Origin of the sequence: Thalassovita aquimarina, from assembly GCF_018219815.1 — a bacterium.
Lineage (GTDB): Bacteria > Pseudomonadota > Alphaproteobacteria > Rhodobacterales > Rhodobacteraceae > Thalassobius > Thalassobius aquimarinus.
Genome location: NZ_JADMKU010000004.1, coordinates 245,787 through 262,017 on the forward strand (window position 1 = coordinate 245,787; position 16,231 = coordinate 262,017).

Annotated in this window: 18 protein-coding genes; 5 read left to right on the forward strand and 13 right to left on the reverse strand. The window is 62.9% G+C overall.

Annotated elements, in window-relative coordinates; all coding sequences use genetic code 11:
• Window positions 1-30 precede the first annotated feature (30 nt).
• On the reverse strand, window positions 31-765 hold the full coding sequence (locus tag IT775_RS06755) for an SDR family NAD(P)-dependent oxidoreductase (RefSeq protein WP_212700324.1): 735 nt from the start codon (window positions 763-765) through the stop codon (window positions 31-33).
• 142 nt (window positions 766-907) lie between these two features.
• Here IT775_RS06755 and argB point away from each other — a divergent pair, with 142 nt between their 5' ends.
• Genes argB through IT775_RS06775 form a run of 4 tightly spaced genes read left to right on the forward strand, consistent with a single transcriptional unit; the run spans window position 908 to window position 3,752 of the window.
• Complete coding sequence (argB, locus tag IT775_RS06760) at window positions 908-1,771, forward strand: acetylglutamate kinase (RefSeq protein WP_212700325.1); 864 nt, start codon at window positions 908-910, stop codon at window positions 1,769-1,771.
• A gap of 60 nt (window positions 1,772-1,831) precedes the next feature.
• Window positions 1,832-2,626: a sterol desaturase family protein gene (locus IT775_RS06765; RefSeq protein WP_212700326.1), complete on the forward strand. Its 795-nt coding sequence runs from the start codon at window positions 1,832-1,834 to the stop codon at window positions 2,624-2,626.
• Window positions 2,623-3,261 (forward strand): ferredoxin, encoded by a 639-nt coding sequence (locus IT775_RS06770; protein WP_212700327.1) that lies wholly within the window; start codon window positions 2,623-2,625, stop codon window positions 3,259-3,261. Before IT775_RS06765 ends, IT775_RS06770 begins: the two co-directional genes overlap by 4 nt.
• The gene (locus IT775_RS06775; protein WP_212700328.1) at window positions 3,258-3,752 is read left to right on the forward strand and encodes a SixA phosphatase family protein; all 495 of its coding nucleotides are present in this window, start codon (window positions 3,258-3,260) and stop codon (window positions 3,750-3,752) included. Before IT775_RS06770 ends, IT775_RS06775 begins: the two co-directional genes overlap by 4 nt.
• Here IT775_RS06775 and IT775_RS06780 read toward each other — a convergent pair.
• Window positions 3,727-4,614 (reverse strand): DMT family transporter, encoded by an 888-nt coding sequence (locus tag IT775_RS06780; protein WP_212700329.1) that lies wholly within the window; start codon window positions 4,612-4,614, stop codon window positions 3,727-3,729. The genes IT775_RS06775 and IT775_RS06780 overlap by 26 nt on opposite strands.
• An 88-nt stretch (window positions 4,615-4,702) precedes the next feature.
• On the opposite strand from IT775_RS06780, the gene IT775_RS06785 reads away from it, so the two are divergent.
• Complete coding sequence (locus IT775_RS06785) at window positions 4,703-5,197, forward strand: MarR family winged helix-turn-helix transcriptional regulator (protein WP_212700330.1); 495 nt, start codon at window positions 4,703-4,705, stop codon at window positions 5,195-5,197.
• A gap of 77 nt (window positions 5,198-5,274) precedes the next feature.
• Here IT775_RS06785 and IT775_RS06790 read toward each other — a convergent pair whose 3' ends face one another.
• The 11 genes from IT775_RS06790 to rplQ all read right to left on the reverse strand — a co-directional run bounded on the left by IT775_RS06790 (window position 5,275) and on the right by rplQ (window position 16,174).
• Window positions 5,275-6,066, reverse strand: coding sequence for an amino acid ABC transporter ATP-binding protein (locus tag IT775_RS06790; protein WP_281414343.1), 792 nt, complete (start codon window positions 6,064-6,066; stop codon window positions 5,275-5,277).
• Window positions 6,067-6,078: 12 nt separating this feature from the next.
• Window positions 6,079-7,380, reverse strand: coding sequence for an amino acid ABC transporter permease (locus tag IT775_RS06795; protein ID WP_212700331.1), 1,302 nt, complete (start codon window positions 7,378-7,380; stop codon window positions 6,079-6,081).
• Between the two features lies 1 nt (window position 7,381).
• On the reverse strand, window positions 7,382-8,650 hold the full coding sequence (locus IT775_RS06800) for an amino acid ABC transporter permease (protein WP_212700332.1): 1,269 nt from the start codon (window positions 8,648-8,650) through the stop codon (window positions 7,382-7,384).
• 126 nt (window positions 8,651-8,776) lie between these two features.
• Window positions 8,777-9,793: an amino acid ABC transporter substrate-binding protein gene (locus IT775_RS06805; protein ID WP_212700333.1), complete on the reverse strand. Its 1,017-nt coding sequence runs from the start codon at window positions 9,791-9,793 to the stop codon at window positions 8,777-8,779.
• 213 nt (window positions 9,794-10,006) lie between these two features.
• The gene (locus IT775_RS06810; protein WP_212700334.1) at window positions 10,007-10,723 is read right to left on the reverse strand and encodes an ATP12 family chaperone protein; all 717 of its coding nucleotides are present in this window, start codon (window positions 10,721-10,723) and stop codon (window positions 10,007-10,009) included.
• Window positions 10,720-11,403 (reverse strand): HAD-IA family hydrolase, encoded by a 684-nt coding sequence (locus tag IT775_RS06815; RefSeq protein WP_212700335.1) that lies wholly within the window; start codon window positions 11,401-11,403, stop codon window positions 10,720-10,722. Before IT775_RS06815 ends, IT775_RS06810 begins: the two co-directional genes overlap by 4 nt.
• The gene (locus IT775_RS06820; RefSeq protein ID WP_212700336.1) at window positions 11,400-12,446 is read right to left on the reverse strand and encodes an RluA family pseudouridine synthase; all 1,047 of its coding nucleotides are present in this window, start codon (window positions 12,444-12,446) and stop codon (window positions 11,400-11,402) included. Before IT775_RS06820 ends, IT775_RS06815 begins: the two co-directional genes overlap by 4 nt.
• Window positions 12,443-12,820: a fluoride efflux transporter CrcB gene (crcB, locus tag IT775_RS06825; protein ID WP_212700337.1), complete on the reverse strand. Its 378-nt coding sequence runs from the start codon at window positions 12,818-12,820 to the stop codon at window positions 12,443-12,445. Before crcB ends, IT775_RS06820 begins: the two co-directional genes overlap by 4 nt.
• Before the next feature lie 80 nt (window positions 12,821-12,900).
• Window positions 12,901-14,214, reverse strand: a complete 1,314-nt coding sequence (locus IT775_RS06830; RefSeq protein ID WP_212700338.1) for a replication-associated recombination protein A — start codon at window positions 14,212-14,214, stop codon at window positions 12,901-12,903.
• 3 nt (window positions 14,215-14,217) lie between these two features.
• Complete coding sequence (locus tag IT775_RS06835; RefSeq protein WP_212700339.1) at window positions 14,218-15,597, reverse strand: Do family serine endopeptidase; 1,380 nt, start codon at window positions 15,595-15,597, stop codon at window positions 14,218-14,220.
• Window positions 15,598-15,751: 154 nt separating this feature from the next.
• Window positions 15,752-16,174: a 50S ribosomal protein L17 gene (rplQ, locus tag IT775_RS06840; protein ID WP_212700340.1), complete on the reverse strand. Its 423-nt coding sequence runs from the start codon at window positions 16,172-16,174 to the stop codon at window positions 15,752-15,754.
• Window positions 16,175-16,231 lie beyond the last annotated feature (57 nt).

A 16,231-nucleotide genomic window follows, 5' to 3' on the forward strand; every position in this document is an offset into this window, starting at 1 on the left:
GGCATTCGGCCTTGTTCCGGGCCGCCGCGCTCAGACGTGCTGACCGCCATTCACCTCGATCTCGGTCCCCGAGATGTAGGACGACGCGTCGGTGCACAGGAAATAGATCGTGTTGGCCACTTCCTCGGTCATGCCCAACCGGCGCAGCGGGATGTCCGCGATCATCTTGTCGGTGCCCGGTGACAGGATATCGGTTTCGATCTCGCCCGGGGCGATGGCGTTGACCCGCACCCCCATCGGCCCGAAATCATGCGCCATTTCCCGCGTCAGGGCCGCCAGCGCCGCCTTCGACGTGGCATAGGCGGCTCCCGCGAAGGGATGCACCCGGTAGCCCGCGATCGAGGTCACGTTGACCACCGCGCCCTTGGCCGCCGCCAGTTCTTCGCGCAGTCCGCGCGCCAGAACCACCGACGCGAAAAAATTCACATGGAACACGTGGCCCCAGGTTTTCAGGTCGGTGTCGATCGTGTTCAACCGCGCGCCTTCCGGCCCTTTCGGCGAAATCCCGGCATTGTTGACCAGCGCATCCAGCTTGCCGTCCAGCCGGTCGCGGATGACCTCGACCTTTTTAATCGTGTCGCTGGGATCGGACAGGTCGATCTGCACGTGGTTTTCCTCGCCACCGCCCCAGGGACATTCCTTGGGGAAAGGCGCGCGCGAACAGGTGATGACGCGCCATCCCTCGCGGTTGAAGCGCCGGACGGTGGCATGGCCAATACCGCGGCTGGCCCCGGTCAGCAGAAGCGTTTTCTGTCGTGTCGTCATCAAATCTAGCCCGTAGTATTCACGCAGACCCTAGCACCGCCCGGTGTAAGATCAACGGGCCATGTGGCGCGACCATGTGCAACGCGCTCTTGGCAGGCCGTCGCGAAGCCGGTAACACAGGTCCCGTTTAAGGATTGATGGTATGAGAAAGCAGAACATGAATCGCGACTGGATCGCCACCGCCCGGACCCTGTCCGAGGCCCTTCCCTACCTTCAGCGCTTTACCGGCGCGGTCGTCGTTGTCAAATTCGGCGGCAACGCGATGGGCGATGACGAGGCGATGGCGGAATTCGCCCGCGACATGGTTCTGATGCGACAGGTCGGCGTGAACCCGGTTGTGGTCCATGGCGGCGGCCCGATGATCAACGACATGCTGAAGAAACTCGGCATCGAAAGCGAGTGGGTGCGCGGCAAGCGGGTGACCGACAAGGCCACGGTCGAAGTGGTAGAAATGGTTCTAGCCGGGCTGGTGAACAAGCGTATCGTGCAGGCGATCAACGATCAGGGCGGCCGCGCCGTCGGCATCAGCGGCAAGGATGACGACCTGATGGTCTGCGAAGCGGACGACCCCGAACTGGGGTTTGTCGGCAAGCCGGTGGAAATGAACGTGCAGGTGATCCGCGACCTTTACACCGCCGGGATCATCCCGGTGATCGCCCCGGTCGGCACCGGGACGAACGACAACGAAACCTTCAACGTCAACGGCGACACCGCCGCTGGCGCAATCGCCGGGGCGCTGAAGGCCGACCGCCTGTTGCTGCTGACCGACGTGCCCGGAGTGAAGAACAAGGAAGGCGAGGTCCTGACCGAGCTGACCTCCCAACAGGTGCGCGATCTCATCGAGGACGGCACCATCGCCGGCGGCATGATCCCGAAAACCGAAACCGCGCTGGACGCGATCGAAAAAGGTGTGCGCGGGGTGGTGATCCTCGACGGCAGAGCCCCCAATGCGACGCTGCTGGAGCTTTACACCGAACACGGGGCCGGGTCGCTGATCCGCCGCTAATACATGCATTTTCGCGAATGCGTCTCTTGTCAGCTCCGGCAAAGGGCTTAGAGTGGGCGCATGGAAAATGAAGCAATCATCAGACTCACCGTTTTTCTGGGCCTGTTCGCGATTTTCGCAGGCCTGGAAACACTGGCCCCGCGAAGAAAACGGACCCAGCCCAGGACGACCCGCTGGCTGACCAACTGGGTGATGCAGATCATCGACACGGTCACGCTGCGCGTACTGGCATTGGCGCTGCCGCTGTTGGCTGTGGGCGCGGCGATGGATGCGGGCCAGATGGGCTGGGGATTGTTCAACCGGATCGGCCTGCCCGGTTGGACAGAGGCCGTTCTGGCAATCCTGATCCTCGATTTCGCGATCTGGTTCCAGCACCTGATCACCCACAAGATCCCGCTTCTGTGGCGGTTCCACCGGGTGCACCATGCCGACCGCGATATCGACGTGACCACGGCGATCCGCTTCCACCCGGTGGAAATCGCCTTTTCCATTCTGCTGAAGATCGGGCTGGTCTACCTGCTTGGCCCCTCGGCGCTGGCGGTGATCCTGTTCGAAATCATCCTCAACGGCACCGCCTTGTTCAACCACGCCAATATCCGCCTGCCGCTGGGGCTGGACGCGCTCGTGCGGCTGGCGCTGGTGACGCCGGACATGCACCGGGTACACCATTCGATCCACCGCGCGGAACATGACAGCAATTACGGCTTCGCCCTGTCGATCTGGGACCGGATTTTCCGTACCTACGTGGCGCAGCCGCAGGCGGGGCACGATGGCATGACCATCGGGTTGCAATGGCAGGATGACCGGCCCAGCAAACTGGGCTGGGCGCTGAGCCTGCCGTTTTTCCGCAAATGACGCTGTCCGGGATCGAAACCCGCGCCAACGACGTGGCGTTGAGCATTTTTGGCGCCCTTCACCCGGCCGATCTGGATGGGGTCGGAACGCTGATCCTGCTGGGACCGCGCGAACCGGGGTTCTGGGCAACGTTCACCGGCAGCCCTGAATACCGCGACGGGGCCCCCGACGCGCTGGACCGCTGGTCGGCCCGGGTGATCGGCGCGCTGGCCGGGGAAATCGGAGGGCGAGCCTTCTTCCCCTCCGACGGGCCGCCATATCATCCCTTCTTCCGCTGGGCGCTGGACAGCGGCCGGGCCTGGCAATCGCCGGTACGGCTGCTGGTGCATGACACGGCGGGTCTGTTCGCCTCCTATCGCGGCGCGATCGGGCTGGCCGAACGGTTGGACCTGCCGCCCGTCCCCGCCGCGTCGCCCTGCGACAACTGCACGGACATGCCCTGCCTGTCCGCCTGCCCCGCCGATGCAATGAGCGGGGAAGGCTATGACGTGCCCGCCTGCAAATCCTTCCTGCAAACCGATGCGGGGCGCGACTGTTTGATCGGCGGCTGCCTGGTGCGCTGCGCTTGCCCGGTCAGCCAGAGCTATGGCAGGCTAAAGGACCAATCCGCCTTTCACATGAGGGCCTTCCTGTGACCCTGCGGCTGATCCTGATGCGCCACGCGAAATCCGACTGGGACGACCCGTCGCTCACCGATCACGCCCGCCGGCTGAACACGCGCGGCCGCGACGCGGCCAAGGCGATGGGCGACTGGCTGCGCGACAACGGATACCTGCCCGACCTGGTGCTCAGCTCCGACGCCGCCCGGACGGTGGAAACCTGCGACCGGCTGGGAATCAGCGCCGACACCCGGTTCCTGCGGGCGCTTTACCACGCCTCGCCGATGGACATGATGCAGGTGCTGAGGCAGGGCGGCAACGCCAAGACCCTGCTGATGGTGGGGCACAATCCCGGTATCGCGGAATTCGCCGCCTCGCTGGCGGCCAAGGCGCCGGACGATCCCGATTTCGACCGCTACCCGACCTGCGCCACCACGGTGTTCGACCTGCCCATCGCCGGTTGGCAAGACGCCCTGTTCGGCGATGGGCAGGTCCGCGATTTCATCGTGCCGCGGCGGCTGGGCTAGCGGTACGCATAGCCAGCACCCGCTGCGCCCGCTGCCCGGCCCAGACGCTCAGCAACACGATGCCCGCGCCCAGCATCTGCAGCGCCGACATCGCCTCCCCCAGAACCAGCCAGCCCAGCAGGACGGCGCTCAGCGGGCTGAGGAAGCCAAGGCCGGTGATCGCCGCCGGGCCCAGCTTGGCAATTCCGCGGAACCACAGGTAATAGGTCGCCGCCGCGCCGATCATGCTGAGCCAGCCGATGCCGATGGCGGCGTTCAGGTCGGGACGCGGAAATCCCGGTTCCAGCCACAGCGCCAGCGGCAGCAGCAACAACCCGCCGGCGGTCAGCTGCCAGGCGGCAAAGGTGACCGGGGGAACAGGCGGCTGCCATTTGCGGGTCAGCACCACGCCCGCCGCCATCGATGCCGCCCCGATCAGTGCCGCGATCACGCCGAAGGGATCAAGCTGCGCATCGGGCCCGAGAATCAGCAGCGCCACGCCCAGCATCCCGCTGATCGCCGACCAGACCGCCATTCCTGGGATTTGGCTGCCCAGCAGCAGATGCGCCAGACCCAGCACGATCAGCGGCTGCACCGCGCCCAGCGTGGCAGCGACGCCGCCCGGCAACAGGTAGGCCGCCGCGAACAGCGCCGCCCAAAAAATCGAGAAATTCAGCGCCCCCAGCACCAACAGGCGCCCCAGCCAGTCCCGCCCCGGCAGGTGCCGCACCAGCGCCAGCAGGATCAGCCCCGCCAGCAGCGCGCGCAGCATGGCGACGGTCAGGGGAAAGCCATCGGGAAGAAGTTCGGTGGTTACGATATAGCTGCTGCCCCAGATCAGGGGCGCAAGGCCGGTCAGGGCCAGATCTGTTTGCCGTGACATCTACATGTCTCCTTGTCCATTTTATCTTGAGATCAAGATATTTCGAGAAGACTTGACGTCAAGATAAATTCCGGGAAAACTGCTAACCATGGATCACGTCGACAAAATTCTGGCCCAGTGGCGGGCCGAACGCCCCGATCTGCAACTGCGCCCAATGGGATTGCTGGGGCGAATCAAGCGGCTCGGCTCTCACCTCGGGCAGGGGATGGACCGGGTTTTCACGGCCCACGGGCTGAACGCGGCCAGCTTCGACGTGCTGGCCACCCTGCGCCGCTCGGGCGCGCCCTACGCGCTGACGCCGTCGCAATTGATGGATTGGACGATGGTGACCTCGGGCACGATGACCAACCGGCTCGACCGGCTGGAAGCCAAGGGGTTGGTCAAGCGCGTCCGCTCGGAACAGGACGCGCGCAGCGTGACGGTGCAGCTGACCGAACAGGGGCTGGCACTGATCGAGGATTGCGTCACCGAACACGTCGCCAATCAGCACCGGCTGGCCGGGACGCTGAGCGAGGCGGAACAGGTGGAGCTGGACCGGCTGCTGAGCAAATGGCTTGCCGGTTTCGAGCCCCCCGAGGACTGAGGCCCGGCCAAAGAAAGAGGCGCGCCTCAGCGAAGCGCGCCCTGAAGGGGCGACGGGCGCCCCCGGTTTTTCGAAACTCAGTGTCCCAGGATTTGGCTCAGGAACAGCTTGGTCCGCTCGCTTTGCGGGTTGTTGAAGAACTCTTCCGGTTCGTTCTGTTCCACGATCTGGCCCTGGTCCATGAAGATCACCCGGTTGGCCACCTGCCGCGCGAAACCCATTTCGTGGGTCACGCAAAGCATGGTCATGCCTTCCTCGGCCAGCTCGATCATGGTGTCGAGCACTTCCTTGATCATCTCGGGGTCCAGCGCCGAGGTCGGTTCGTCGAACAGCATGATCCGCGGCTTCATGCACAGCGACCGCGCAATCGCCACCCGCTGCTGCTGACCGCCCGACAACTGGCCGGGATACTTGTCGGCCTGTTCGGGAATCTTGACCTTTTCAAGGAAATGCATCGCCGTCTCGATCGCCTCTTTCCGGGGCGTCTTGCGCACCCAGATCGGTGCCAGCGTGCAGTTTTCCAGGATGGTCAGGTGCGGGAACAGATTGAAGTGCTGGAAACACATCCCGACCTCGGACCGGATCTTGTCGATATTCTTCAGATCCGAGGTCAGTTCGGTCCCGTCCACCACGATACGGCCCTGCTGGTGTTCCTCAAGCCGGTTGATACAGCGGATCAGGGTCGATTTGCCCGACCCGGACGGGCCGGCAATGACGATCCGTTCGCCCTGGTTCACCGTGAGGTTGATGTCGCGCAGCACGTGAAAAGAACCGTACCACTTGTTCATGTTGTTGATTTCGATGGCGATCTCATCCGAGACTTTCATCTTCGAACGGTCGATGTCGCGTTCAATCGCAAGATCAGACATAGCGTGATCTCCTTAATGATGGTCGGTTCTGAGCTTGCGCTCGAGATACATGGAGTAGCGGGACATGGAGAAACAGAAGACGAAGAACATCAACGCGATGAAACCGTAGAGTTCCCACACGATCCCGTTCCAATCCGAATCCGCACGGATGGCATTGCTGAGCCCCAGCGGGTCCAGCAGCCCGATCACCGACACCAGCGTGGTGTCCTTGAATAGGCCGATGAAGGTGGACACGATACCGGGGATCGAAATCTTCAGCGCCTGCGGCATGATGATCAGCCGCTGTGACTGCCAGTAGTTCAGCCCCAGACTGTCGGCGCCTTCGTACTGCCCCTTCGGCAGCGCCGCCAGACCGCCGCGGATCACCTCGGCCATGTAAGCCGATGCGAACAGCGTCGCCATGATGATCACCCGCATGATGATGTCGAAATTCGTGCCCGGCGGCATGAAGATGTTCAACAGCGTCGAGGCCACGAACAACAACGTGATCAGCGGCACGCCCCGGATGAATTCGATGAATCCCACGCAAAGCGATTTCACGATCAACAGGTCCGATTGCCGCCCCAGGGCCAGGACGATACCGATGGGCAGCGAACAGGCGATGGCGACGACGCCGATGGTGATCGACAGCATCATGCCGCCGAAGTTCCGGCTATCGACCGGTTCGACACCGATCGGAAGGATCGCCGTCAGCCCCCCCGTGACGGGCGCGGCCAGGAACAGCCACCAGATCACCGCGGCAACCACCGCCGAAATCACGGCCGCAAGGCTGCCTGCGGCCTTCTCCACCGCCTTGTAGACGAAATAACCGATGACGAAACCGGCTGCCGCCGAAAGCGCCCCCCAGATCGTGCCGCCCCACAGCAGGAACGGCATGATGAAAGGATAGGCCGCGGTCAGATAGATCAGCTTGCCGGGAACCTTGTCGGAAAACAGCACCGGCGCCAGCGCCACGGCCAGCAGGATGAAGGCCAGGATCGGCCGCCAGTAGGATTCCGGCGGGTAGAAGCCGAACAGCAACTGCACCCAGCGGTCGCGGATCACGCCCCAGCAGGCGCCATGCCCTTCATGGCCCAGCCCGGTCGCGATTTCACGGCATTCGTTCAGCGACGTCGCGCTCCAGGTGGGCGACCAGGCCCAGCCCAGCAGCGACCCGACGACGGAGAAGATGAACAGGCCCGAAATCACGGTCAGGACCGAATTGAGCCAACCCGAGAACAGGTTTTCGCGCATCCAGCCGATGACGCCGACGGAACTTGCCGGCGGCTCCTGCTGGGGCAGCATTTCAGTGCGGACAAAGGAAATATCGCTCATCTTACCGCTCCACCAGTTTTACACGATTGTTGTACCAGTTCATCACCACCGAGATGCCCAGGCTGATCGCCAGGTAAATCAGCATGCCCAGCAGAACCGTTTCCAGCTCGCGACCGGTCTGGTTCAGGGTGATGCCCATCAGGGTCCCCGTCAGGTCCATGTAACCCACGGCGATGGCCAGCGACGAGTTCTTGGTCAGGTTAAGGTACTGCGAAATTAGCGGCGGGATGATGACCCGCAATGCCTGCGGCAGGATCACCAGGCTCATGATCCGTTTGGGGCGCAGCCCAAGCGCGGCGGCGGCTTCGGTTTGGCCCTTGGAAATGGCCAGGATGCCGGCGCGCACGTTTTCCGCGATGAAGGCGGCGGTATAAAGCGACAATGCCAGCCACAGCGCGATCAGCGAATTGCGCATGTGGATACCGCCCCGGAAGTTGAAGCCTTTCAGTTCCGGGTAACCCAGGTGGAAACCCAGGGCGACGAACACAGCCAGAACCGGCAGCGCGACAACGGCCAGGCTCAGGTACCAGGTGGTCGGACGAACGCCGGTGGCTTCCTGGATGCGGTTGGCGCGGGTCTTGATCTTGTGCCGCACGAACAGCCCCAGACCAAGCGCGACCAGGAACGCGATCAGGTCCAGCGAGATATCGAAGCGGAAACTTGAAGCGCCGAACAAGTGAACATCGCCCAGGCTGTTGGAAAACAGCGGCTCGGGCACGTAGACACCGCGATTGGTGACCGCGACGGTATCGAGCACCTTCATCGTCGCTTCGGGGTTATCGCCCCGGAAGTCCCTTGGCGCCGGCAAGGTTTCGATCAGGACCGCCATCGCAAACACGATCCACAACAGAACCGGCACGTTGCGGAAAGTTTCCACATAGATCGTCATCAGCTTGGCGATCAGCCAGTTCTTGGACAGTCGCAGAACGCCTATGATCACGCCCAGAATGGTCGCCGTGACACACCCCATTACCGCCACGAGCAACGTGTTTAGCAAGCCGATGACAGCGGCGCGCAAATGGGTGTTCTGGTTGTCGTAATCGATCAGCCGCTGGTTGATGTCATACCCCGCGGGTTCGCTGAGAAAGCGGAAACTGGGTTCCTTACCCAGGTCCTGCAAGTTCTGTGCGGTATTGCTAATCAGCCAGCCGATCAGAATCATGAACCCGATCATGGCGACGACCTGAATGGTCATCGACCGGTACCGGGTGTCGTAAATCAGCATAGATAGCCGGAACGACTCCTTGGGAGGGTCGGTGAGTGTTGTCATCTGGGATGTTCCCCGTCTATTCGACCTTATTCTTTTTCGTGGCCTCTGGGGCCGGTGGTCGATCTTTTCAGACTATATTCATGGTCGAAGGGCGCAGCTTGTGCCGCGCCCTTCGGGTGTCGTGGATTAACGGAACGGCGGTGCGTAGAGCAGGCCACCTTCGGTCCACTGCGCGTTCAGACCGCGCGCAAGGCCGATCGGGGTGGATTCGCCAATGTTCTTTTCGAACAGTTCGCCGTAGTTGCCGCCCGCAACGATCGCGTTCTTGGCCCAGTCCTTGTCCAGACCCAGCATTTCGCCCAAGGTACCTTCGGTCCCCAGCATACGGTTGATTTCCGGGTTGTTGGTACCCTTCGACAGCTCTTCGATATTGGCCGAAGTGATGCCCAGCTCTTCACCCGCGATCAGCGCGTTCAAGGTCCAGCGCACAACGTCGCCCCATTCGTTGTCGCCGTGACGGACCAGCGGGCCCAGCGGCTCTTTCGAAATGATTTCGGGCAGCACCACATAGTTGCCCGGGTTCTCGAAGGTGGCGCGGGTCGCGGCCAGACCGGAGGCATCGGTGGTGTACACGTCGCAGGCACCAGCTAGGAACTGCTGCTGCGCTTCGGCGTTGGTTTCGATCGGAACCGGCTCGTAGCTGATATTGTTCGCGCGGAAGAAATCCGCCAGGTTCAGCTCGGTCGTGGTACCGGTCTGGATGCAAACGGTAGCGCCGTCCAGTTCCTTGGCAGACGAAACTCCCAGTTCCTTGGGGACCATGAAGCCCTGACCGTCGTAGTAGTTCACACCGACGAATTCGAACTTCAGGTCGACATCGCGCGAAAAGGTCCAGGTGGTGTTCCGGGCCAGCATGTCCACTTCGCCAGAAGCCAGGGCGGTGAAACGTGTCTTACCGGTGGTCGGAACGAATTCAACGGCTTCCGGGTCGCCCAGAACCGCAGCGGCAACAGCCCGGCAGACGCCGACGTCGAAGCCATCCCAGTGGCCATTCGCGTCAGGCGCAGCGAAACCGACGAGACCCGTGGTCACACCGCAGTTAAGCTTGCCACGAGCCTTCACATCGTCGAGCGTCCCGGCTGCCGCGGCACCAGCTGCCAGCCCGGCAACGGTCAGCGCGCCAAGAAATACGGATTTTTTCATGTTTACCTCTTCCTGATTTTCCACCCTGTGACTGGGCGTTTTTTCCGATCCCTTGAAGAGATCGTGAACGAAAATGACGGGGGTGGCCCCCGGCAATGACAAAACTTTGGGCGAATTCATCGCGAAAGGTCAAGTCACAGATCAAGAAAAGCGAAGGGTAAGAAGGGCTTCCCTAAGGTAAAGAAGACCCCCTTTGATGGCAAAAAGGGCGGATCACGTTTCCGCGCAGAAATCGAAGTACCGCTTGGCGTGCAGGAATTCGCCGCGCTTGAATTCGGCTTGCTCCTCGGCCTCTTCGTCGATGCCCCACTGTTCCGCCTGCCAATCCTCATCTATCCGGGAAAGCTGCCAAATCCGGTCGATATCGCAATAGTCGCGCGCCGCCGCGAAGGCCAGGATCAACGACCCGGAAATGCCGACCAGATCGTGGAATGCCGCCAGCCGGAAATCATCCATGTTCCGCACAATATCCCGCATCACGGTGAGGGCCGTATCGCTTTGGGCAACATGCATCACCCCGGCGCCGACCTGCAGCCGGGCCCCGATACTTTTTGCGGCCCAGTCCAAAACCGGATCCCACGCTTCTTTCTGCCGTGTGATCAGTTCCTGTGGCGACGTCGCGCGGTAACACAGCAGATCGGTCCCGCCGTATTCCGCCAGCATGTCGGCAACCTCGCGATGCTGCACCGCCACCTTGTCGAGCGCCGAATTCGAGGTCCGGGTGAACGGCATCTTGGACGGATCGATTTCGCCGTCCTGGGCGTTCCATTCGGCGGCGACTTCGCGGGCCAGACCCTGTGTCGGCAGAACCATTAGTGTCTTGGCCGGGGTCCGCACGGGACGCCCGTCCAGTTCGACCAGCCAGCCGCCGGTTTCGGCCTCGGCGGGCGTTGCTTCGCTCCAGAACCGTTTTGCCTTGAGAATGCTCATCTTTCGCTCTCCCATACTCGGTCGATTGCTGCGGGCAGATCGCGGAAATCGTGGATCACCGCGTCGGCATGCGGGTCCAGGTCCTCGGGCCGGTGATAGCCCCAGCCGACGCCCAATGCCCGCACCCCGGCGGCGCGGGCCATCTGCATGTCGAAACTGGTATCGCCGATTATCACCGCGTTTTCCGGCGCCACCCCGGTTTCCGCTAGCGCCGTCAGCACCATCGAGGGGTGCGGTTTGGACGGGTGATGATCCGACACCTGCTGGGTCAGGAACATTTCCGTCATACCGTGACCGGCCAGCAGCGCATCGAGGCCCCGACGCGATTTCCCCGTCGCCACGCCCAGCAGGTAGTGATCGATCCCCGCCAACTGGTCCAGCACGTCGCGCGCATACGGGTAAAACGGCGAACTTTTCTGCGATCCCTGCGCCGCGCGCAGCTCCATATAGGCCGCCTTGTACGCCTCAACCATGCGGTCATGGGCGGGCGTATCCAGCCCCGGTGCGAGCTTCGGCATCGCCACCTCCAGCGACAGCCCAACGATGCCGAGAATCGCTTCACGCGTCGGCGCATCTAGTCCCTCGGCCTCGAAGGCGCGGGTCATCGAGGCGATGATATCGCCCTGGCTGTCGACCAGCGTGCCATCGACATCGAACAGGATCAGCCGCAATTCGCTCACTGCAGTTCCTCGAACGGATCGTCGGCAGCAAGGTCCTCGGTCCAGCCGAACGTGTCCCAGCTGTGTTTCATATGTTCGGGCAGCGGTGCGGTGATGGTCACCGATTTCTTCGTCTCCGGATGCAGGAAGGTCATGCTGCGCGCGTGCAGGTGCAGCTTCTTGCTGATCACCCCGCCCAGCTGCGCGCCCCAGCCATCGCCCAGGTTTTCCTGACCCGATCCGCCATATTTGCCGTCGCCGATGATCGGATGGCCGATTTCGGCCATATGCGCGCGCAGCTGGTGGGTGCGTCCGGTCAGCGGTTCCATCGCCACCCAGGACGCCCGCCCGGCGACCCGGTACAGCGTGGCATAAAGCGTATGGGCGCGTTTCGCGCCGGGCGTCTTGTCGATGTCGCGCGGATGCACGCAGATCATCTTTTCGCCCTCGCCCTTGGCCCCGTGCCCCGCCGCCTTGACCAGCCCGTACTTGATTTCACCCAGGTAGGGCGTCGGCACGCCGGCGACCAGCGCCCAGTAGATCTTGCGCGTCTGCTTGTGCCTCAGCGCCGCCGTCAGCGCCTGCGCCGCAGTGCGGGTCCGCGCCAGCAGCAACACGCCCGAGGTATCCTTGTCGAGCCGGTGAACAAGCCGCGGCTTTTCCTCAAACCCGAATTTCAGCGCCTCGGCCAAGCCGTCCACATGGCGGGTCTGCTTACTGCCCCCCTGCGTCGGCAAACCGGCGGGTTTGTTCAGGGCGATGATATCGTCGTCGCGGTAGATGACGCAGGACTGGATCATCTTCGCGTCGGCGTCCGAAACCTTGGATTTCGGTGCTGCCTTCTTGACTTCGCCGGGGGTCGGCAAGGGCGGGATGCGCACCTGCTGGCCCGGTTCAAGACGGGTCGAGGCCTTCACCCGGCCGCCATCGACGCGCAATTCGCCCTTGCGGCACATCTTTTCGATCCGGCCCTGGGCCAGGTGCGGGAACATCCGCTTCAGCCAGCGGTCCAGCCGCTGATCGCCGTCATCCGGTCCGACCGTGATCGTTTGCACACCGCTCATGCCAATATCCACCGCATCAAATGAATGCCTGCCACCAATGCCGTCAGAGACAGCACCACCGACAACCCGACATAGATTGCCGCCTGCCCCACCGCGCCGCGTTCGTAAAGCGTGTAGGCTTCCAGCGAAAAGGCCGAAAAGGTGGTGAAGCCACCCAGAAGCCCGGTCATCAGGATCGGGTTCAGATGGCTCATGCCCTTTTGGCCAAGATAGACCACGAACGCCCCCATGATCCCCGATCCGAGGATATTGACGAACAACACGCCAAGCGGGAACCCCGGCCCCATCATCTTGAAGATGGCGACACCGGACAGATAGCGCAGCGAGGCGCCAATCGCGCCCCCGAGGGCAACTTGCAAAGCCGTGATCAACATGCGCCTCTCCTGAGACGTGGGGGTGGGAATGTCAAGCAAACAAGGGGGCAAGGTGCCCCTGCCCTTGGCGCATCGCCCGATCAGCCCCGCTTCGCCCTGAGTTTCTCGAAATAATCCAGACGCTTTTTCAGTTCGCGCTCGAACCCGCGCTCCACCGGCAGGTAATAGGCGCCTCGGCGCATGGTTTCGGGGAAATAATTCTGCCCCGAAAACGCATCCTCGGCATCGTGATCATAGGCATAGCCGTCGCCATAGCCCTGATCCTTCATCATCTGCGTCGGTGCGTTCAGGATGTGTTTCGGCGGCGGTTCGCTACCGGTCTTGCGCGCGGCGGCGCGGGCCGCCTTGTAGGCGGTGTAGACCGCGTTGCTTTTCGGCGCCAGGGCAAGGTAGGTCACCGCCTGCGCCAGCGCCAGTTCGCCCTCGGGGCTGCCCAGCCGTTCATAGGTTTCCCAGGCCTGCAGGCACAGATGCTGCGCCTGCGGGTCGGCCAGGCCGATGTCTTCGACCGCCATGCGCACGATGCGGCGGGCGAGGTAACGGGGATCTTCTCCCCCTTCCAGCATCCGCGCGAACCAGTACAGCGCCGCGTCCGGATCCGACCCGCGCACCGACTTGTGCAGCGCCGAAATCAGGTTGTAATGCTCGTCGCCCGACTTGTCGTATTTCGCCGCCCGCTTCATCAGCCGCTTGGACAGCGCATCGACCGTCAGCTTGCCGTCGACCTTCCAGGCCGCGACCTGTTCGATCAGGTTCAGCAGCGCGCGCCCGTCGCCATCGGCCATTTCCAGCAGCGCCTCGCGCGCCGGCCCGTCAAGCGGCAGGGCCCGGCCAAGTTCCTTTTCCGCCCGCTGCGCCAGCCGTTCCAGATCGGCCAGCGACAGCCGTTCCAGCACCAGGACCTGCGACCGGCTCAGCACAGCGGCGTTCAGTTCGAAACTGGGGTTTTCCGTCGTCGCACCGACCAGAAGGATGGTGCCGTCTTCCATATGCGGCAGGAAACTGTCCTGCTGCGCCTTGTTGAAGCGGTGGATTTCATCGACGAACAGAAGCGTTCCCTGCCCGGTCTGGCGGCGCAGGCTCGCCGCTTCGAACACTTTCTTGAGGTCCGGCACGCCGGTGAAGATCGCGCTGATCTGCACGAAATGCAGATCGGTTTCATCCGCCAGCAGCCGCGCGATGGTGGTCTTGCCCACGCCCGGCGGCCCCCAGAAGATCAGCGAAGACAGGCTGCCCGAGCGCAGCATCACCCCCAACGGCGCATCATCGCCCAGCACCTGTTCCTGGCCGATGACCTCGGACAGGGATTTCGGGCGCAAGCGATCTGCCAGCGGACGATGCGCACTGGCGTGATGGTTCTCCGTTTCCGGGCTGGGATCGAACAGGTCGGGCATGGATTACAGCCTGAACCGGATCACCAGCCGCTGCAAGCCGCGCTGCACGTCGAAAGCCAGAACACGCACCCGGCCCGACAGCACCTGTTGCACGTCATCGGTGGTTTCCACCGTTTCGCCGTTGATCACGTGGAGGATATCACCCTTGCGCAACCCAACCTGACCGCCGAACGGTCCCGGGTCCTCGACCACAACGCCGGTGCTGCCCAGCGGCAAACCGTATTCGGCCAGAACCGCCGGATTGATATTCACCACCTGCAACCCCGGCAAGGCGGTGCTCTTGCCCATCTGGCGGCGGTCGCGCTGCGGTTTTTCCGGCGCGGCCAACAGGCGCACCGGGGTATCGAAACTCTTGCCGTTCCGGACTGCGGTTACCGTTACCTCTTCGCCAAGCCCCGCGACGGACATGCGGAAAATCATCTCGGCCGGGGTGTTCACCGGCTGCCCGTCGACGGCGACGATCACGTCGCCCGGTTCGATCCCGGCTTCAAGGAAGGGGCTGACCTTCTGCAGCCCCGACACAACGATCCCGCCCGGACGGTCCAGCCCGAGGCTGGCGGCGATATCGGCATCCACCGGTTGCCCGTTCATCCCCGCCCAGGGGCGTTGAAATCTTTCGTGCCCTTGCCGCGCCTGCGCCACGAATTGCGCCACGAGGTTGGACGGAATGGCGAAACCGATCCCGTTCGACCCGCCCGAACGGGTCAGGATCGAGGTATTGACCCCGATCAGTTGCCCGTTGACGTCGATCAGCGCCCCGCCCGAATTGCCCGGGTTGATCGGCGCGTCGGTCTGGATGAAATAACCGCGCCCGTTGCCCGTCGCCGTGCCCGAGCGCGCCAATCCCGACACGATGCCGCTGGACACGGTCTGGCCAACACCGAACGGGTTGCCGATGGCCAGCACCAATTCGCCCACCTCGACCCCGTCGCTGTCGCGCAGGTTCAGGAAGGGCATGTCGGCCGCTCCGTCCAGCTTCAGGATCGCCAGGTCGCTGTCTTCGTCGGCCAGCATCACCTCGGCGTCGAATTCACGCCGGTCGTTCAGAACCACCCGGATTTCCGCCGCATCGCCCACCACGTGGTAATTCGACACGACATAGCCGTCTTCGGACAGGATCACCCCCGACCCCAGCGAATTCTGCACCTGCGGCCGGACTTCGCCGAAATCGCGGAACAGACCGCGAAAGAACGGATCGTTCTGAAACGGGCTTTGCCGCGCCTGCACGATACGCTTGGCGTAGATATTGACCACCGCCGGGGTGGCCTGCTTCACCAAGGGCGCAAAGCCCAGCTGAATTTCCATCTGTTTTTCCGGCACGCGGGTTTCCGCGGCCAGCGGGGCGGCAATAATCAGAAGAACGGTGGTAAGAATGCGAAACATCGGGTCTGCCTTTAATTGACGTGTTCCTGATATGCGAAGCAGGCCGCCGGATTGCAAGCGCTCAACCGCAGCCGCACGTATGTGTGAGCCGCGCTCAAAGAAAAAGCCCCGGCTCTTTCGAACCGGGGCCTGATCTGGTCGATGACCGGATACCTTATTCTTCGGTAGCCGCTTCTTCGGCTTCCAGGCGGGCCTTGTCGGCGGCGCCCTTCGCGGCCGGGTCACGATCGACGAACTCGATGATCGCCATCGGCGCCATGTCGCCATAGCGGAAGCCGGCCTTCAGGACGCGGATGTAACCGCCCTGACGTTCCTTGTAGCGCGGGCCCAGAACGTCGAACAGTTTCTCGACATACTGGTCCTGCTTCAGCTGGGCAGCGGCCTGACGGCGGGCGTGCAGATCGCCGCGCTTGGCCAGCGTGATCAGTTTTTCAACGATCGGACGCAGTTCCTTGGCTTTCGGCAGGGTGGTCTTGATCTGTTCGTGTTCGATCAGCGAACCGGCCATGTTGGCCCACAGGGCCTTGCGGTGTTCATGAGTACGGTTCAGACGGCGGTAACCACGAGCGTGACGCATTTTCTATCTCCTAAATTCGCGTTTTGCTTTGTCTGACCGGCGATGCGTGTCACCGGC